Origin of the sequence: Lentzea fradiae (assembly GCF_900100955.1) — a bacterium.
Classification (GTDB): Bacteria; Actinomycetota; Actinomycetes; order Mycobacteriales; family Pseudonocardiaceae; genus Lentzea; species Lentzea fradiae.
Genome location: NZ_FNCC01000006.1, coordinates 414,528 through 432,556, shown reverse-complemented (window position 1 = coordinate 432,556; position 18,029 = coordinate 414,528). Strand labels below are relative to the sequence as shown.

Below are 18,029 nucleotides of genomic sequence, written 5' to 3'. Positions count from 1 at the left end.
TCGTCCCGTCAGTCGTCGGTGCCGAAGAACCGGTCGCCGAAGTCGCCGATCCCGGGGAGCATGAACGCGTCCTCGCTGAGCCGTTCCTCGATCGCGGACGTCACGATCCGCACGAGAGGGAAGCGCGAGCACACCGCCTCGACGCCCTCGGGCACCGTGATGAAGGTGACGAAGACGATGTTCTCCTCCCGCACGCCGTGGTCGAGGAGGACCTGGATCGCCGCGTTCGCCGTGCCACCGGTGGCGAGCATCGGGTCGAGCAGCAGCACGTGCCGTGACGCGATGTCGTCGGGGAGGTTGGCGTAGTAGAGCTTCGGGAGCTTGGTGACCTTGTCCCGCTGGATGAGGATCTTGCCGATCCGGGCCGCGGGAACGACCGCGCGCAGCCCGGCCTCCATGCTCTCGCCCGCGCGGATGACCGGGACGCCGACGAGCCGCCCGGCCGGCTTCAGACCGTGGTAGGTCGCGCCGACCGGGGTGGTGACGTCGTGCGGTTCGAACGGCAGCAGGTCCAGGCCCGCCTCGACGAGCAGCCGGTTGATCCGCTCGGTGTAGAAGACGAAGTCCTCACGCGAGGCGTTGCGGTCGCGGACGATCGTGTGCATCGCGCGCAGCTGGTTGGTCTGCGGCAACAGGTGGACGTTCTTCTCCAGGTACGCCTCGATCACGAGCACTCCTTCACGGCGGCGACGACGCCTGCGAACGAGTCGACGAGCCAGGTGGGGTTGGCGTTGAGCAGCTGGTCGACGCTGTGCACGCCGTAGCTGACGGCGATCGACGACATCCCGGCACCGTGCGCCATCAGGACGTCGTGCGTCGTGTCGCCGACCATCACGGCGTTGCCCGCGGCCACGCCGAGCTTCTCCAGCACCAGGAAGCCGGACTCGGGGTCGGGCTTGGGCTTCGAGACCTGGTCCGCGCCGACCACCACCGAGAACTCCTCGCGCAGCCCGGCGGCGGTGAGCAGCGCCTCGGCGTTGCGGATGTACTTGCTCGTCGCGACGGCCAGCAGGAAACCGCTGTCCCGCAACGTCCTCAGCCCGTCGTACACCCCGGCGAAGACCAGCTGCGTCGCCATCGGCAGCACGATCCGGCGGAACGTCGACTGGTACAGCTCGACGCACGTCCCGACCACCGGGTCGTCCTCGGCGGTGCCGAGCACCTTCGCGAACGCCGCGGGCAGCGGCAGCCCGATGGTGCCGCGGATCGTGCCGGAGTCGGCCGTGGGCAGGTCGAGCTGGGTGAACACGGCGGCGAACGTCGTGACGATCCCGCGCGGGGTGTCGACGAGCGTGCCGTCCAGGTCGAAGACCACGCACCGGCTCATGAGGAGAACTCCTTCGCGTGCGCGACGGCCAGCTCCGCGGCGACCTCGGCGGTGCTGATCAGCACGGCCTGGTTGGCCTTGGCGGAACGGCCTTCCGTGGCCCTGTCGACCGCCCGCATCAGGTACTTCGTGATCGCCTGACCGCTCACGCCCTCGCGTTCGGCCCGTGCGACGGCCTCGTTGATCACCGCCTCGACCTCGTCGCCGTCGATGGCGTCGGCGAGCCTGGTCGGGGTGGTGACGAGGAACGCGCCGGGGTTGCCGACCGCCCAGTGGTTCTCGACGGCCCGCGCGAGCACCGCGGCGTCGTCGATCCGGTGCGGGCTGCGCAGCCCGCTGGAGACGCAGTAGAACGCCGGGAAGTCGTCGGACCGGTAGGCCACGACCGGCACGCAGTGCGTCTCCAGGAACTCCATCGTGAGCCCGAGGTCGAGGATGTTCTTCGCCCCCGCGCACACGACCGCGACCTTGGACCTGGTGAACTGCACCAGGTCCGACGAGATGTCCATCGTGCGTTCGGCACCGCGGTGCACGCCGCCGATCCCTGCCGAGGAGAAGAACCTCAGCCCCGCCAGCTCGGCGGCGATCACCGACGAGGCGACCGTGGTGGCGCCCATCCCGCCGCGGGCCAGCACGATCGGCAGGTCGCGGCTGCTGACCTTCGGGATGCCCGGAGTGGTCGCGAACCGCTCGATGTCGTCCTCGGTGAGGCCGACGAGGATCCTGCCGTTGTCGATGCCGATGGTCGCGGGCACGGCCCCGCCCGCCCTGACCGCGTCCTCGACCCGGCGCGCGGTCTCGGCGTTGTCGGGGTAGTCGAGGCCGTGCGTGATGACGTTGGACTCCAGCGCCACGACCGGTTGCCCGGCCGTGATCGCCTCGGCCACTTCCTCGCTGTACACCAGGGGGATGTTCATCTGCGCCTCAGTAGCTCGGGGTCTTGTGCAGCAGGTCCTTGCGGTCGGCGATCTCCGGCCCGTAGACCCGGTCCTGCCACTCCTCCTGAGCCACCGGCTCGACGGCGATCGAGACGACGCCCTCGTCGCAGCCGAACGCCTTCGTGACCGCCGCGGTGACGCCCGCGACCAGCTCCGCGGACTCCTCCGCGGTGAGCTGTTTCGGGAAGTGCTTGATGTTCACGTGTGGCACGGGAGCCTCCTCACGACTGGTTCGCCGTGATGGCGAGGGTGACGGCCTTGGTGACGGCGGCGATCAGCTCGGACATCTGCTGCTCCGACAGCTGCACCGGGATGCGGGAGACCTCCTGCTGGACGGTCGCACGCCGTTCCATCGACGCCAGCAGCTCGTCGATGTCGGGCTCGCGCAGCAGGCTGTAGTGGTCGGCCCGCAGCTCGACCACGACCGGTTCGGTGACGGAGAAGCCCTCGCTGCCCTCGATGAACGAGTAGTCGTCGCCCTGGGCCTTGAAGATGGTGAGGGGAGCCGAGATCGTGCGCTCGGCCAGCTCGCTGAACGTGTACTTGAACGTGAACGTCTCCGTGACGATCTTGATGATCCGGTGGACCAGTTCGCTGTCGAGGTCGCGGAACTCGCTGCTGATGAACGCCGCGAAGCTGTCCTCGTCCTTCGCGACCTCCAGGCACCGGGCGAGCTTCGGGTCCGTGATGCTGCCCGCGAACACCGAGAACAGGATCGTGACGAACGCGCTGTTGTCGTAGGACGCCTCGTCGCTCGCCCGCTCCGACCGCACCTTCGGCGAGCCGGGTGCGATCAGGAACAGGTTCGCGACCTCGTGCCCCGCCTGTTCGAGCTGGTAGGCCGTCTCGAACGCGACCCGCGAGCCGAAGGAGTAGCCCCACAGCGTGTACGGGCCCTCCGGCTGCACCTCCTTGATGGCCTCGATGTCGGCGGCGGCCATCTCGCGGATGGTGCGGTACGGCGTCTCGCCCTCGTTGATGCCGTGCGCCTGCACGCCGTAGAACGGCCGCTCCGACCGGCTCGCCAGCGTGCGCAGGTTCATCGGGTAGCCGCCGAGACCCGGCCAGCAGAACACCGGCGTCGCGTCCCCGTTGGGCTGCAACGGGACCAGCCGCGAGACAGGTCCGTCGTGCAGGCCGTCGACCCGGCGGGCGAGCTGCTCGATCGTCGGCGACTCGAAGAGCACCTGCAGCGGCAGGGCCGTGCCGAAGTCCTTGTTGATGCGGTTGACCAGGCCCACCGCGATCAGGGAGTTGCCGCCGGTCTCGAAGAAGTCGTCGTGCGTCGAGACCGTCTCGCGCTTCATCAGCTTCTTCCACATCTCGCTGATGCGGCGCTCGGTGAGGGTGCGCGGGGCGACGAACGGGCGGTCCTGGTCGTCCACGTCGGTCTTGTCGGACGCTTCCAGGGCCTTCACGTCGATCTTGCCGTTGGCCGTGACCGGCAGCCGGTCGAGCACCACGACCTTGTTGGGGATCATGTAGTCCGGCAGGAAGTTGACCAGGTCGTCGCGGATCAGCTCGGCCGGCCCCTTCATGTGGACGACGTCTTCCTTCATGCCGGGGCTGCGGCGCTGCTCGTAGGAGACCTTGCCGCCCAGGAAGAAGTACGACGGGCCGGGCTCCTCGCCGATGTCCGCGAGGATGCCGTTGATGCGCTTGGCCGACGGCAGGTCGTTGTCCGACTTGGAGCTGTAGCCCGACGACATGAAGCCGAGGTCGACGTCGTTGGCGGACAACCGGTGCATGGTCCGGCCGAGGTCGATGTACCGCCGCCAGGTCTCCGGCGCGCGGCTGACCGCGGTGACGCCGAAGCTCGCCCGCTCGTACACGGCCTGGTTGATCGCGATGACGTGCTTGCGCAGCACCAGTTCGTCGGACACGCGCTCGAACTCGCCGTCGGCGTAGCGGTACTGGCCGCCGGGCAGGTTCGTGACGCGGCCGGGGTGCGTCTGCACGTAGATGTCGACGTCGTCCTCGCGGACACCGTCGTACGCGCACAGCTCGTACGTGCCGAGGTAGTAGTCCTCGTCGGAGACGTCCAGCAGGTCCTTGGTCTCCGGGGTGTGCGCGGAGGCCGTGACGTCGAGCCCGTAGCCCGGCAGAACCTCCTCGAAGAGGCCGACCATGTGACCGGTCTCGATCTCCAGGACTTCGCGGATGTTGTTGAGGTACACCGCCTCGATCGCGGCCTTGCGCCCGATGAAGTGCAGCTTCGCCAGCGGCTGCGAGCTTTCCGGCACCGCCGAGATCAGCACGAGCTGGTGGCGCAGCGGGTGGTAGTAGTACAGCCCGGCCGGCAGGCCCGCGATGTGGTGCAGCTCCAGGTGCAGCTGGGTCGCGTAGAGCGAGCCCGGTGAGGCGTAGCCGTACTTCGGCAGCAGCCGCTGGTCGCTGAAGTGCGCGCCGAAGTAGCGCAGGATCTCGCCCAGCTCGGCGAAGCGGATGGTCGCCGGGTCCTTCGTGCCCGCCCCGGCGGGCTTGCGCTCCAGCAGCCGCGCCAGGTCGGCGTCGGTGACCTGGCCGCCCTCGTAGAACCGGTACGACTTGCGCGAGAAGACGACTTTCCGTTGCAGGCACGAGGCTTCCTCGCCGGGCAGCTCGAACGTCTCGCGGCCGCCGACGTCGTCGCGCACGCCGGGGTTCGACAGCTGCGCGCGGACCTGCAGCCTGCTCGCCTTCGACTGGTGGTGCGCGCCCGCGTTGCCCTGGTCCATCAGGGCGGCTTCCTTGGGGTTCAGCTCGACGCACGCGATCAGGTTCTGGAACCCGGTGCGCTCGTCGGACTTCACGATGACCGCGGCGTTGCGCACCCAGTCGTGCGTCTCGATCGCGAGCCGGATCTCGTCCAGCTCGACGCGGTAGCCGCGCAGCTTCACCTGGCTGTCGGCACGTCCGGCGAACTGCACGGTGCCGTCGAGGTTCTGCGTCACGAGGTCGCCGGTGCGGAACAGGCCGTCCACGAACCGTTCCGCGGTCAGCTCCGGCTGGTGCAGGTAGCCGCGGGCGACCTGGATGCCGCCGATGTACAGCTCGCCGATCTCGCCGGGCGTGACGGGGTCGCGGTTGGCGTCGAGCACCAGGTAGGTGGTGTTCGCGACGGGCAGGCCGATCGAGATCGACTTCGGCGCCTCCGCCAGCTCGGCCGGGTCGACGACGTGCGACGAGGAGTTGATCGTCGTCTCGGTGGGGCCGTAGACGTTGATCAGCGCCGTGCCGGGCATCGTGTCGACGAAGCTCTGCGCGAGCGTGCGGGACAACGCCTCGCCGCCGCTGAAGACCTGCCGCAACGACGTGACGGTGTGCAGCTCCTCGGTGTCGATCAACGCCTGCAACAGCGTCGGCACGCACTGCAGCGTCGTGACGGCGTGCTCGCGCATGGTCTCGATCAGCATCTCCGGGTCGCGGTAGATGCCGGGACGGCCCATCACGACGGTGCTGCCGACCGCGGGCGCCAGGATCTCCCACTGCGCCGCGTCGAAGCTCATCGGCGTCTTCTGCACCACGCGCTTGGTGCTGTCGATGCCGTGCGCGTCGTGCAGCCACTGCATCTGGCTGACGATGCTGCGGTGCTCGATCATCACGCCCTTGGGCCTGCCGGTGCTGCCCGAGGTGTAGATGATGTACGCGAGGCTGTCGTGCGCGGGGGAGAAGCCGTCGTCGAACGCCTCGTCGCAGTCGTCGAGCGTGACGATCCGGGTCGTGGCGGGCGCGAGCTCGGCCAGCCGCTGCTTGAGGGCGCGCTGCGTGACGACGACCTTCGTGCGGGAGTCCTCGATCATGTACCGAAGTCGCTCTTCCGGGTACTCCGGGCTGAGCGGCAGGTAGGCGCCGCCGGCGCAGAGGATGCCCCAGGCGCCGACCACGAGGTCGAGGGACGGTTCCACGAACATGCCGACGCAGTCGTCCGCGCTGATGCCGAGTCTGCGCAGGTGTGTGGCGAGTGCCGAGCTTTGCTCGAAGAGCTCGCCGTAGGTGATGCTCTCCTCACCGAAGACGACGGCCGTGCGATCGGGTTGTACCTCGACCTGCTTGCGCAGCAGGTCGGGGAGGCAGCCACCGTCCACTTCAGCTTCGTGCGACATCTCAGAGATCCCCCAAGCGGTCAGCGGGCTTGAGCAGGTGCGAAGGCGTTCCGGTTTGGTGACGAACGTATGAGTCGTGGCTCGAAACCCGCTGGAGCGGACCACCCGGTGACCAGCCGAGGAGGTTTACCAGAACAGCCTTGAGCCGCAACGGATTCCCGCCACCTGAGACGGGCGGGCCGGAGGGCAGAGGTTGCCGGACCGTCCACAGTGGTGTTGGGTGGACGCCAACCTTCGAGGGCGGGGCCACGAGGAAATGACTGTGCTCGAGTACGTGACCGATCGCTGGGACCGGTTGTCGTTGCAGGCGTTCCTGCACGTCAGCGCTGTCGTCCAGTGCACGGTGCTGGCGGCGGTGCTCGGTGTGGCGATCGGGGTCGCCGTCTACCGCAGCCCGGTGGGGTCCGCGCTGGCCACGGCGCTGGCCAGCACCATCCTGACGATCCCGTCGTTCGCGCTGCTGGCGTTGCTGATCCCGGTGTTCGGCCTCGGCGCCGACACGACGGTGGTCGCGCTGGTGCTCTACGCGCTGCTGCCGATAGTTCGTAACACGATCGTAGGTTTGGCGGGCGTCGACCCGGCGGTGAGCGACGCGGCACGGGGCATCGGCATGAGCCGCGTCGGCGTGCTCACCCGCGTGGAGCTGCGGCTCGCGTGGCCCGCGATCCTCGCCGGGATGCGGGTGGCCACCCAGATGCTGATGGGCATCGCGGTGATCGCCGCCTACGCGAAGGGACCCGGCCTGGGGTCCGAGGTGTTCTCCGGTCTCGCCAACGCGGGCAGCGCGAACGCGATGAACCAGGCCCTCACCGGCACGATCGGCGTGGTGGTCCTCGCCCTGCTGCTCGACGGTGTCTACGTGCTCGTCAACCGTCTCACCGTCTCGAGGGGCGTTCGTGGCTGAAGAAGGCATCGAGATCAGGCTGGACCACGTCACGAAGCGGTTCCCCGGGCAGAAGGCGCCCGCGGTCGACGACTTCTCGATGGTGGTGCCGGCCGGGGAGATCGTGGTGTTCGTCGGCCCGTCCGGGTGCGGCAAGACCACGACCATGCGGATGATCAACCGGCTGATCGAGCCGACGTCCGGCACGATCACCATCGGCGGCGAGGACGCGCTGCGGATCGACCCGGACGAGCTGCGCCGCCGCGTCGGCTACGCGATCCAGCAGGCGGGCCTGTTCCCGCACTTCACCGTGGCGCAGAGCATCGGCATCGTGCCCGGCCTGCTGGGCTGGGACAAGAAGCGGATCGCGGACAGGGTCGAAGAGATGATGGACCTCGTCGGGCTCGACCCGGCGGAGTTCGCCGGCCGCTACCCGCGCCAGCTCTCCGGCGGCCAGCAGCAACGGGTCGGCGTCGCACGGGCGCTCGCCGCGGACCCGCCGGTGCTGCTGATGGACGAGCCGTTCGGCGCGGTCGACCCGATCACCCGCGGCCACCTCCAGGACGAGCTGCTGCGGCTGCAGTCCGAGCTGCACAAGACGATCGTGTTCGTCACCCACGACTTCGACGAGGCCGTGAAGCTCGGCGACAAGATCGCGGTGCTCGGCGACAGGTCGACGATCCTGCAGTACGACACGCCGGACGCGATCCTGACCAACCCGGCGGACGACACGGTGGCCGGGTTCGTCGGCGCGGGCGCGTCGCTGAAGGCGCTGACGCTGACCAGGGTCAGGGACGTCGAGCTGGGGCAGGCCGTCACCGCGCGGGCCGACGCCGACCCGTCCACTGTGGATCTGCGTGGTGAGAAGTTCCTGCTGGTGCTCGACCGCCGTGACAGGCCGGTGCGCTGGGTGCACCAGAACGAGCTGAGGCGCGCGTCGTCGCTCGCCTCCGTCGGCAGCCCCGTGCAGGACTCCGTGTCGTTGCAGTCGACGCTCCGCGACGCCCTGGAGGCCATGCTCACCGAGGGAGGCCGCGCGGTCGTCACCGGGAGCAGGGGCGAGTACGTCGGCACGGTCGACCTCGCGACGGTGACGGAGTTCGTCCAGCAGCTGCGGGCGACCGCATGACGGCGGAACGGATCCGCTTCTGGGCGCAGCCCGTCCTCGTCCTGCTGATCGTCGGCGGCGTGCTGGCGTGGGTGTTCGGTGGCGAGCTGACCGCGACCGAGCAGGGCACGCTGAACGCGTCCTCGTTGCTGACGGCGCTGCGCGACCACCTGGCCATGACGCTCGTGGTGACCGCGATCGTCGTGGTGGTCGCCGTTCCGGCCGGGATCGTCGCGACCCGTCCGTGGGCGCGCTGGCTCGCACCGGCGTTCCTCGCCGTCGCGAACGTCGGCCAGGCAGCGCCCGCGCTCGGCGTGCTGGTGCTGTGGTTCCTGGTCACCGGCGCGTCGGGCGGGCTGTGGGTGGCCGCGCTGCCGCTCGCGTTCTACTCGCTGCTCCCGGTGCTGCGCAACACGATCGTGGGCTTGCAGCAGGTCGATCCGTCCCTTGTGGACGCGGGACGCGGCATCGGCATGTCGTCCTCGGCGGTGATGTGGCGGGTGGAGCTGCCGCTCGCGGTCCCGCTGATCCTCGCCGGCCTGCGCACCTCGCTGGTGCTCGCGGTGGGCACGGCGACGTTCGGGCTGTTCGTCAACGCGGGCGGGTTCGGGCTGCTGATCGACACGGGCTACAAGCTGAACCTGATGAAGGTGCTGGTGACCGGGTCGGTGCTGGCCGCGGCGCTCGCGCTGCTGGTCGACTGGGTCGGGGCGGTGCTCGAACGGTGGTTCGGCCCGGAGGGGACGCGATGAAACGGCTCGTGCTCGTCCTGGCACTGGTGCTGTCCGGCTGCGGCCTGGACCTCAACACCGCGTTGCCGTACAAGGTGTTCCCCGGCTCGATCCAGCCGGACGAGTCGCTGCGGGGCGTCGAGATCACCGTGGGGTCCAAGGACTTCACCGAGAACATCCTGCTCGGCTACATGGCCGAGATGGCGCTGTCGGCCGCGGGCGCGGACATCATCGACCTCACCGACCTGAAGGGCTCGCAGACCGCCCGGCAGGCGCTGATCAACGGCGAGATCGACGTCGTCTGGGAGTACACCGGCACCGGCTGGATCAACTACCAGGGCAACGAGACCCCGGTGACCGGCGGTGAGCAGGCGCAGTACGACGCCGTCAAGAAGGCGGACCTCGAACGGTTCGGCGTCGAGTGGCTCGCCTACTCCCCGCTGAACGACCAGTACGCGTTCGCCGTCACCGAGGCGTACGGCGAGCAGCACGGTCTGCGGACGACGTCCGACCTGGCCGCGTTCCTCGTCCAGAACCCCGACCAGGCGGTGTTCTGCCTGGAGACCGAGTTCACCAGCCGCCAGGACGGGTTCCCGGCGGCGCAGCGGACGTACGGCCTGACGACCACCGAGGTGAAGAACTTCGGCATCGGCACGATCTACTCCGCGATCGCCGGGGGCACGTGCCCGGTCGGCGAGGTGTTCACGACCGACGGCCGGATCGCCGCGCAGAAGCTGCGCGTCCTCGACGACGACAAGAAGGCGTTCCCGCAGTACAACGTGGCGCCGACCGTGCGGGCGGAGTTCCTGGAGCGGCACCCGAACGTGCGCGGCCCGCTGGAGACCGTCAGCCGTGAGCTGACCAACGACCAGATGATCGAGCTGTGCCGTCAGGTCGACGTGGATGGCAAGGACGCGGGCGTGGTCGCCAGGGACTGGATGGTGTCCAAGGGGTTCATCAGCACCGACTGACTCACCGTCCACTCCGGTGCAGCTCGGCCAGGTCGTCGCCTTGGGCGAGCCAGGCGATGGTCATGGGTGACCGGTCAGGCGTTCCTGCGGTCGGAGTGGCCGAGCGACCGGTCCGGTGCGACCCGGTCGCGCACCAGCTGCTTGAGCACGGCCAGGTCGGGAAAGCCGTCCCGGTCCTTGCGCGACCACACCGTCTCGCCGTCCAGCCGCACGTCGAACACGCCGCCGGTGCCGGGGATCAGCGCGACCTCGCCCAGCTCGGTGGTGAACGTGGTCAGCAGCTCCTGCGCGGTCCACCCGGCGCGCAGCAGCCAGCGGCACTGGGTGCAGTACTCGATCTCCAGCCGCGGTGTCCTCATGCCCGGCTCCCGGCAGACGCCTCGGCCATCGGACGCGCGCCGTCCTGCTCGTGGTACCGCGGCGGGCAAGGCGTTCCCGACTCGGCGGACCTGGTGGCGCCGTCCATCACCCGGTCGAGCTGGCGGAGCGTGGCCCGGAGGTCCTCGATCTGCTTGACCACCGACGCCCGGTGGCCGTGCAACCTGGCCAGCACCTCCGGCGACGCCACCCCCGTCGCTATGCAGGGCAACATCTCCGCGATCGACGCACTGGAGATGCCGGCGGCGTAGAGCTGCTGGATGAACTGCACCCGAGCCACCGCATCGTCTCCGTACCGCCGTTGGCCGCTCGCGCTGCGTTCGGAAACGAGAAGTCCCTGCTCCTCGTAGTAGCGCAACGCGCGCACGCTCACGCACGTGCGTTTCGACAGCTCGCCGATCCGCATGAGACCCCCGTCACAAAACCTACCCCTGACGTTAGTGTCAGGTTTCTAGCGTAGCCCCATGCTTCTCACCAGCTACCAGCTCGGAAACCTGACACTGCCGAACCGCCTCGTCATGGCGCCGATGACCCGCGCACGGGCCGCGGGCAGCACGCCGACGGCGGACATGGCCACCTACTACGCCCAGCGCGCCACCGCGGGCCTGATCGTCACCGAGGGCGTGCACCCGAACGCCGTCGGCCAGGCCGGACCCTTCATGCCGGGTCTGCACTCCGCGGAACAGGTCGCGGCCTGGCGGGTCGTCACCGACGCCGTGCACGCCAACGGCGGCCGCGTCTTCGCCCAGCTCATGCACGGCGGACGCATCGGGCACACCGACGTCGCGGGCCACCAGCCCGTCGCGCCGTCGGCGATCGCGGCCGACACCCACGTGTTCACCGCGGCCGGGATGGTGCCGGCGCCGGTGCCGCGCGCGTTGTCGACGCCGGAGGTCGCCGACCAGGTCAGGGCGTTCGCGGACGCGGCCCGCAACGCCGTCGAGGCCGGGTTCGACGGCGTGGAGCTGCACGGTGCCAACGGGTACCTGATCCAGCAGTTCCTGTCCTCCAGCGCCAACCAGCGCACCGACGGCTACGGCGGCTCGATCGCCGGGCGCATCCGGTTCGCCGTCGAGGCGGTCGAGGCGGCGGCGGACGCCATCGGACCGGAGCGCGTCGGCATCCGGCTCTCACCCGGCGGCGAGATCCAGGGCATCGTCGAGGAGAACGTGCCGACGCTCTACCGCGAGCTGCTGAAGGCGTTGCCGGACATCGCCTACATCCACGTTCTGGCCACTGTGGACGACGAGGCTCTGATGGAGCTGCGCAAGACGTGGCCGACCGCGTTCATCCTCAACCCCGGCGGCCAGATCGGGCCGGACGAGAGCACGCGTGAGGAAGGGGAGCGCTGGCTCGCCAACGGTGCGGACCTGATCAGCTACGGCCGCGCGTACCTCGGCAACCCCGACCTCGTCGAACGGTTCCGGCTCGGCCTGCCGCTCGTCGGCACCGAGCGCGACACGTGGTTCCAGACACCGCACGGCTACATCGACTACCCCAGCTATCAGCACTGAAGCGCGCGCAGCAGGTGGTCGACGAGCCGTTCCGGGTAGTCGGGCTCGACCTCGACCTGCCGGACGGACAGCCGCCAGTAGACCGGCGCCGCGACCAGGTCCAGCGCGATCTCGAAGTCGACGTCGGGCGGTAGCTCGCCCCGGTCGATCGCCCGCCGCAGCGTCACGGCGCCGAGTGCCCTGCGCGGCCCGCCGATGGTCTTCGCGATGGCCTCGGACAACGCCGGGCTGCGCACCGCCTCGGCGGTGAGGTCGGGCAGGATCGTGGCGAACCGCGGGTGGGTGAGCCAGTCGTGCACCGCCTTCACGGTCGCGAGCAGGTCGCCGCGCAGCGACCCGGTGTCCTCGACCTCCGCCAGCGGCACGGAGAACTCCGACAGCGCCGCGAGCACCATGTCCTGTTTGGACGGCCAGCGCCGGTACAGGGCGCTCTTGCCGACCTCCGCGCGCTTGGCGACGGCCTCCATCGACAACCGCGCGTAGCCGGTGCGCGCGAGCTCGTCGAGGACCGCCTCGGTGATCGCCTTCGTCACCTGCGGCTGCAGGACGGCGGCGCCGGTCGGGGTGCGCTTGGTCATGACGCACATCATAGGACTGGACGAGACGGTCCCGTCCCGCCTAACGTGATGGACGGGACGGGACCGTCTCGTCCATTTCGTTCGGAGGACTTCCGTGGACCTCATCCCGAAGGCGTTGCAGCTGCTGCTCGACAAGGACATGACCGGCTTCGCCGGCCTGTGGGCCGAGGACGGCGTGGCGGAGTTCCCCTTCGCCCCGCCCGGCTGGCCGTCCCGGCTCGAAGGGCGCGCCGCGATCGAGGACTACCTGCGCGACTACCCGAAGACGCTCGACATCCGGTCGTTCCCGAAGCAGGTCGTGCACCGGACGGCCGACCCGGACGTGCAGATCGTCGAGTTCGACGCCGAGGGCGTCGTCGTCGCCACCGGCAAGCCGTACCGGGCCTCCTACATCGTGGTCTTCGAAACCCGTGACGGTGAGATCACCTCGTACCGCGACTACTGGAACCCGCTGTTCGTGCAGGAGATGTGGGCATGAGCGTGCTGGTCATCGGCGGCACCGGCACCACCGGCAGCCGTCTCGCCCGGATGCTGCCCGACGCCGTCGCGGGCACCAGGACACCCCGGCACCCCGGCCAGGTCCGGTTCGACTGGGACGACCCCGCGACGTTCGACGGCGCACTCGACGGGGTACACGGCGTCTACCTCATCCCTCCGGTCGGGGTCGTGGACCCCGTGCCGGTGGTAGAGTCGTTCCTCGCGAGGGCGCGACTCGTGCGGCGGGTCGTCCTCCTGAGCTCGTCCGCGGTGCCGGAGAGCGCCACGGAGATGGGCGCTCTCCCCTCCCTGGTGCGCACGATGCCGGAGTGGGCCGTGCTGCGCCCGTCGTGGTTCATGCAGAACTTCACCGGCGACCACCAGGTGGCGCAGGGCGTGCGCGCCGGCGAGATCGTCTCGGCCACCGGTGACGGCCGCGTCGCGTTCATCGACGCCGGCGACATCGCCGCCGTCGCCGCACGGGCGCTCACCGACCCGGTGCCCCACAACACCGACCACCTGATCACCGGGCCGGAAGCGCTGAGCTACGCCGACGCCGCCGCGATCATCACCGAGATCACCGGCCGGGTGGTCCGGCACCGCTCGATCGGCACCGCCGAGCTCGCGGAGCGGTTCGCGAAGACCGTGCCCCGGGAGTTCGCCACCCTGCTCGCCGGCCTCGACGAGGCCATCAGCCACGGCGCGGAGGACCGGGTCACCACGACCGTCGAGGACGTGACCGGCAGGCCCGCCAGGTCGTTCCGCGCGTTCTACTCCGAGCTCCTCAGCCGGACGCCCGCCGGGTAGCTCCGCGCACGCCCGGTCCCACGGCTGCCGAGGCCGCGGGACGGGCGTCGCTCAGCCGAGCAGACGCTCGTAGCGGTCCCACTGCTCCCGCGTCACAACGGTGACCTCGGACGAGTTGGACTCCGCGACCTCGAGCGAGCCGATGACCACCAGCTTGTCGTCGACCAGGAGACCCGCCAGCCCGTCCGGGCCGACCAGCGCGGGCGCGGCCGCCGGGACGCGCGCCGCCACCTGGAACGAGTCGACGATCTTCGGCCGCCAGCCGATCACGCCGCGCGCGTACTTCGCCGCCGCCGAACCCCGCTCGAACCGCACGACCTTGCCGTCGACGACGACGTCCGCGGTGCGTTCAGGGGAGGGCACGGCGAACCCGTCGAGCACCTCCGCCTCCTCCGGCGTGGCGCACCCGTTGAGACCCAGCGCGTCGATGCCGAAGTGGCGGATGTTCGTGGGCGCGCCGGACTCGTGCATCGAGGTGGCGCGCAGGACGTCGATCGCCACCTTGTCGCACGGGCCCCCCGCGTGCACGGGCGCGTGTCCCTCCGGCGTGCGGAGCAGTCCCGGACCTTCCTTCCACACGCCGGGGATGACCACCGGGTCGTACGGGTGGCGGGTGAACTCCTTGTTCCAGAACGTGATGGTGGTGCCGTCGGCGGTGGAGTGGGCGATCGCGAACGCCGAGGCGGCGCTGATCCACATCCAGTCCGCGCTGAACGCCTCGACGACCGACCGCGTGCGGGCCTCGTTGGTCTGCCGCACGGGCTTGAACCCCTGCGGGCTCAGCGTCTCGATGTCCTTGGTGAACAGCGGGTCCCTGGACCGCAGCACGTACTGACCGGCACCGTTGGCGGCACCCGCGTACCCGGTGGTGTCCGTGAACAGCAGGTACACCCAGCCGTCGAGGTAGATGGCCGACTGCTGACCGGTGCCGTAGACGTTCTCGCGGATGATGTCGCCGGACGACCCGAGGATCGCCTGGCCACCGTTGGCCCGCGTCCAGTTCAGACCGTCCTTGCTGGTCGCGACACCGGCAGAGCTGCCGTTGGCGTGGTCGTCCCTGCTCGCGCCCGTGTAGTACATGTAGTACGTGTCGCCGATCTTGACCAGCGACGGGTCACAGGTGTGCATGGCGTCGAAGCTGCCGCCGCTGCCGGAGAACACCGGGTACGCGGTGGTGAACGGCCCGCCCACGGCGGGGCCCTCGCTGTAGAGGATGTCGTCACCGTTCGGCGGGGCGATGCCCATCTGGCTGCACCACCACGTGCGGACCTTGCCGTTCTCGAGCATCACGGCGGGCGCGTAGTTGTAGACGGCGTCACCGACGCCGGTGACCACCGTGCCGGGGCTCTCCCTGCCGTTCTCGACCGTGAGCTTGAGCCGGTCGCGCGGCGGAGGGGTGTCCGTCTGGGCGGTGGGTGCCGGCAGCTGCGTGGCGGGTCGGCCCACCGGTTCGGCCATCTCGCTGGTGCACGCGGTGACCGCACCGATGAGTGCGAACGCAGCGAGCAGCACGAGCGGTCGGCGTCTCAAGGGCACCCGACCATCATAATGATCAACTCGTCCGTCCGAGTGAAGTCCTTGCCTCGCTTCGAATTCATCGCAGGTCTATCGGGCCGTCCGGTCAGCTCGACGGAGGGTGCTCGCGCACCGCGCATCGGCGGCGGAACCAGGCGAGGAACCGCTCCGGGTCCTGGTCCTGCCGCAGCGCGGCCACCGCGCCCGTCAGCGGGAACATCGCCGCGTGCGTGCGCGCCCGTTCGTACAACTCCGGCCGGACGCGCCCGACCAGCGGCCAGCCGTAGTGCGCGAACGCGGCCGCGTCCAGTGCGGGGTCGCCGACGCAGGCGAAGTCCCAGTCGATGACCCCGGTGACCCTGCCACCGTGCCAGCGGAGGTTCACCGGCGCCAGGTCGCCGTGCACGAACCCGGCCACCCGCGGCAGGTCCGCGAACCGGCGCAGAACCTCGGCGGCCTGGCCACGTTCGTCCTCGCTGAGCAGCGGGAACACCAGTTCCGTGATCGTCTCCGCGACCTGCGCGCCGCCCGCGCGCCGTAGCGGCTCGTCGAGCAGGGCGCGGAGCTCGTCGTCCGGTTCGACCGACGCCAGCGCGTCCAGCACCTCGCGGACGGCGTCGTCGCTCGCCGTCTCGGCCTGCTCGCCGGACACGTACGAGAGAACGACGTGCGCCTCGCCCAGCGGCAGCTCCAGCCGGTCCTCGACGACCTCCGGCACCGCGAACGGCAACCCGAGCCGCCCGATCCGGTCGAGCGCCCGCGTCCGCCGCCGCGCCTCGGCCAGGTCGCGGCGGGGGAACCGCGCCACCCACTCGCCCGGCAGCACGACGGCGTCGTTGCACATGCTACGCGCGAGCACCGCACCGGGCGTGCGGAGCAGTTCGCCGGTCTTCATCTCGCCGACTGCCCTCTCGCCGGTTGTCTTCTTCTCGGTTCTCCTCTCGCCGGTCATCAGCTGCCCAGGTAGCGCACGACGGCCAGCACCCGCCTGCTCAGACCGGCCTCGCCACTCAGGCCGAGCTTGTCGAAGATCGCGTTGATGTGCTTCTCCGTGGAGCTCAGCGACACGTGCAGGGTCTCGGAGATGCGGGTGTTCGTCAGGCCCTGCGCCATCAGTTCGAGCACGTTCTTCTCGCGCGCCGTCAGGGTGTCGAGCGGGTCGACGTGCGACGTCCTGGTGAGCAGCCTGCGCACGACCTCCGGGTCGAACGCGGCACCACCCGCCGCGACCCGGTCGAGCGCCTCCAGGAACTCGTCGACCTGCGCCACCCGGTCCTTGAGCAGGTAGCCGACCTTGCCGCCGGTACCGGTGATCAGCTCGGTGGCGTAGCGGTTCTCCAGGTACTGCGACAGCACCAGGACGCTCACCTCCGGCCAGCACTCCCGGATCTGCAGAGCGGCGCGCATGCCGTCGTCCTTATGGCCGGGCGGCATGCGCACGTCCGTGACCACGATGTCCGGTCGGTGCTCCTCGGTGGCCTTCAGCAGCTCCGGCGCGGTGCCGACGGCCGCCACGACCTCGTGGCCCTCCTCGGCCAGCAGGCGGATGAGGCCCTCGCGCAGCAGCGTCGAGTCCTCGGCCAGGATCACGCGCACGGCACCCTCGCGGAGATCCTGGTGGGCCCACCGGGCGGGCTCGTCACCTCGAAGTCGCCGTCCACCGCCTTGACCCTCCTGGCGAGCCCCGACAGGCCGCTGCCCGACGGGTCGGCGCCACCCACGCCGTCGTCCGACACCACGACCGCGATCTCGTCCCCGTCCGTCCGCACCGCGATCTCGACGACCGACGGCGAGGCGTGCTTCGTCGCGTTCGTGACGGCCTCGGACACCACGAAGTAGATCACCGTCTCCAGCGCGGTGCCGGGCGACCCCCGCAGCTCGTTGGCCACCTCGACCCGCACGCTCGCCCGCTCGGCCAGCACCTCGAGCGCCGCGTCCAGCCCCGAGTCGTCGAGCACGGCGGGGTACACCCGCGTCGCGACCTCGCGCAGCTCGTCGATCGCCGCACCGGCCGTGTCCGCCGCCTGCCGCAGCAGCTCCCGCAGCTGCTGGTCGTCCCTGGCCCGGCGCGCCCTGCCGATCATCATCCCGAGCGCGACGAGCCGCTGCTGCACACCGTCGTGCAGGTCGCGCTCGATCCGCCGCCGCTCGTCGTCGATCGCCTCGATGACCTCGGCCCGCGTGCTGGTCAGCTCCGCGACGCGTTGCCGCAGCAACGTCTGCTGGCTCCGCCCGAGCATCGTCGTCGCGAGCCACCGGTCGAGCACCGCCACCCCGCTCACGCCCGCCAGCGCGACGAAGATGAGCAGAGTCCCCGGCACAGCCGCGATCAGGATCAGCTGGGTGTCGACGACGTCGCCGTCCCTGACCAACCCCCACTTGCCGTCGAAGAGCCACGCCGTGACCATCGACAACGCCGTCATGAGGTAGAGCATCAGCATGAGCACCACCCCGGCGCCCAGCCCGCCCACGAGCCACCGCACCCCGAGGTAGCGCCGGCACCTCCCCGCCGTCAGCGGGTCGGCGTGCGCCCCCTGCCCGAACCGCGCGATCCGCCCGAGCTCGAACTCGGTCATCCGCATGACACCGAGCCCCAGCACCGCGGCCACCAGCCCCGGCAGGGCGGTCATGGATCCCATGAGCACCCCGTAGAGCGTCCGGAACCACCCCCGGACGAGTGACCCCGCACTGAGCTGCTCGTCCTGCTGCACGAAAGC

Annotated in this window: 19 protein-coding genes; 7 read left to right on the top strand and 12 right to left on the bottom strand. The window is 70.1% G+C overall.

What is annotated here, in order from left to right; translation table 11 throughout:
• Positions 1-8 precede the first annotated feature (8 nt).
• The 5 genes from upp to BLT23_RS16650 are packed head-to-tail and all read right to left on the bottom strand — an operon-like array spanning position 9 to position 6,350.
• The gene (gene upp / locus BLT23_RS16670; protein ID WP_218133772.1) at positions 9-668 is read right to left on the bottom strand and encodes a uracil phosphoribosyltransferase; all 660 of its coding nucleotides are present in this window, start codon (positions 666-668) and stop codon (positions 9-11) included.
• Positions 665-1,327 (bottom strand): HAD family hydrolase, encoded by a 663-nt coding sequence (locus BLT23_RS16665; RefSeq protein WP_090050158.1) that lies wholly within the window; start codon positions 1,325-1,327, stop codon positions 665-667. The genes upp and BLT23_RS16665 overlap by 4 nt, the downstream gene beginning before the upstream one ends.
• Positions 1,324-2,244: a pseudouridine-5'-phosphate glycosidase gene (locus tag BLT23_RS16660; protein ID WP_090050157.1), complete on the bottom strand. Its 921-nt coding sequence runs from the start codon at positions 2,242-2,244 to the stop codon at positions 1,324-1,326. Before BLT23_RS16660 ends, BLT23_RS16665 begins: the two co-directional genes overlap by 4 nt.
• 7 nt (positions 2,245-2,251) lie before the next feature.
• The gene (locus BLT23_RS16655; protein ID WP_090050155.1) at positions 2,252-2,476 is read right to left on the bottom strand and encodes a tautomerase family protein; all 225 of its coding nucleotides are present in this window, start codon (positions 2,474-2,476) and stop codon (positions 2,252-2,254) included.
• Positions 2,477-2,486: 10 nt separating this feature from the next.
• The gene (locus tag BLT23_RS16650) at positions 2,487-6,350 is read right to left on the bottom strand and encodes an amino acid adenylation domain-containing protein (protein ID WP_090050153.1); all 3,864 of its coding nucleotides are present in this window, start codon (positions 6,348-6,350) and stop codon (positions 2,487-2,489) included.
• Positions 6,351-6,606: 256 nt separating this feature from the next.
• Between BLT23_RS16650 and BLT23_RS16645 the strand changes: the two genes are divergently transcribed.
• From BLT23_RS16645 to BLT23_RS16630, 4 genes are read left to right on the top strand one after another with little or no spacing between them, the layout of a single operon-like run.
• Positions 6,607-7,254, top strand: a complete 648-nt coding sequence (locus BLT23_RS16645; RefSeq protein ID WP_090050151.1) for an ABC transporter permease — start codon at positions 6,607-6,609, stop codon at positions 7,252-7,254.
• Complete coding sequence (locus tag BLT23_RS16640; protein WP_245743997.1) at positions 7,247-8,362, top strand: ABC transporter ATP-binding protein; 1,116 nt, start codon at positions 7,247-7,249, stop codon at positions 8,360-8,362. The genes BLT23_RS16645 and BLT23_RS16640 overlap by 8 nt, the downstream gene beginning before the upstream one ends.
• Positions 8,359-9,093 (top strand): ABC transporter permease, encoded by a 735-nt coding sequence (locus BLT23_RS16635; RefSeq protein WP_090050149.1) that lies wholly within the window; start codon positions 8,359-8,361, stop codon positions 9,091-9,093. Before BLT23_RS16640 ends, BLT23_RS16635 begins: the two co-directional genes overlap by 4 nt.
• A complete protein-coding gene (locus BLT23_RS16630) occupies positions 9,090-10,043 on the top strand; it encodes a glycine betaine ABC transporter substrate-binding protein (protein ID WP_090050147.1) in 954 nt (317 codons plus the stop codon). The genes BLT23_RS16635 and BLT23_RS16630 overlap by 4 nt, the downstream gene beginning before the upstream one ends.
• Before the next feature lie 74 nt (positions 10,044-10,117).
• Here the strand turns inward: BLT23_RS16630 and BLT23_RS16625 are convergent, their stop codons facing one another.
• Both BLT23_RS16625 and BLT23_RS16620 read right to left on the bottom strand, forming a co-directional pair.
• On the bottom strand, positions 10,118-10,402 hold the full coding sequence (locus BLT23_RS16625) for an Rdx family protein (protein WP_090050145.1): 285 nt from the start codon (positions 10,400-10,402) through the stop codon (positions 10,118-10,120).
• Positions 10,399-10,827: a MerR family transcriptional regulator gene (locus BLT23_RS16620; RefSeq protein WP_090050143.1), complete on the bottom strand. Its 429-nt coding sequence runs from the start codon at positions 10,825-10,827 to the stop codon at positions 10,399-10,401. The genes BLT23_RS16625 and BLT23_RS16620 overlap by 4 nt, the downstream gene beginning before the upstream one ends.
• A gap of 58 nt (positions 10,828-10,885) precedes the next feature.
• On the opposite strand from BLT23_RS16620, the gene BLT23_RS16615 reads away from it, so the two are divergent.
• Positions 10,886-11,935, top strand: coding sequence for an alkene reductase (locus BLT23_RS16615; protein WP_090050142.1), 1,050 nt, complete (start codon positions 10,886-10,888; stop codon positions 11,933-11,935).
• Here the strand turns inward: BLT23_RS16615 and BLT23_RS16610 are convergent.
• Entirely contained in the window at positions 11,926-12,513 is a 588-nt protein-coding gene (locus BLT23_RS16610) for a TetR/AcrR family transcriptional regulator (protein ID WP_218133771.1), read from the bottom strand. The two genes, BLT23_RS16615 and BLT23_RS16610, sit on opposite strands and share 10 nt — an antisense overlap.
• A gap of 94 nt (positions 12,514-12,607) precedes the next feature.
• Between BLT23_RS16610 and BLT23_RS16605 the strand changes: the two genes are divergently transcribed.
• Positions 12,608-12,991: a nuclear transport factor 2 family protein gene (locus tag BLT23_RS16605; protein ID WP_218133770.1), complete on the top strand. Its 384-nt coding sequence runs from the start codon at positions 12,608-12,610 to the stop codon at positions 12,989-12,991.
• Complete coding sequence (locus tag BLT23_RS16600; RefSeq protein WP_090050448.1) at positions 12,988-13,797, top strand: Rossmann-fold NAD(P)-binding domain-containing protein; 810 nt, start codon at positions 12,988-12,990, stop codon at positions 13,795-13,797. The genes BLT23_RS16605 and BLT23_RS16600 overlap by 4 nt, the downstream gene beginning before the upstream one ends.
• A gap of 51 nt (positions 13,798-13,848) precedes the next feature.
• Here the strand turns inward: BLT23_RS16600 and BLT23_RS16595 are convergent, their stop codons facing one another.
• From BLT23_RS16595 to BLT23_RS16580, 4 genes are all read right to left on the bottom strand, one after another.
• Complete coding sequence (locus tag BLT23_RS16595) at positions 13,849-15,333, bottom strand: glycoside hydrolase family protein (RefSeq protein ID WP_090050141.1); 1,485 nt, start codon at positions 15,331-15,333, stop codon at positions 13,849-13,851.
• Positions 15,334-15,418: 85 nt separating this feature from the next.
• Positions 15,419-16,207, bottom strand: coding sequence for a phosphotransferase (locus BLT23_RS16590; protein ID WP_176946776.1), 789 nt, complete (start codon positions 16,205-16,207; stop codon positions 15,419-15,421).
• 56 nt (positions 16,208-16,263) lie between these two features.
• A complete protein-coding gene (locus BLT23_RS16585; RefSeq protein ID WP_090050137.1) occupies positions 16,264-16,908 on the bottom strand; it encodes a response regulator transcription factor in 645 nt (214 codons plus the stop codon).
• The gene (locus tag BLT23_RS16580; RefSeq protein ID WP_245743996.1) at positions 16,899-18,023 is read right to left on the bottom strand and encodes a sensor histidine kinase; all 1,125 of its coding nucleotides are present in this window, start codon (positions 18,021-18,023) and stop codon (positions 16,899-16,901) included. Before BLT23_RS16580 ends, BLT23_RS16585 begins: the two co-directional genes overlap by 10 nt.
• Between the last annotated feature and the right edge of the window lie 6 nt (positions 18,024-18,029).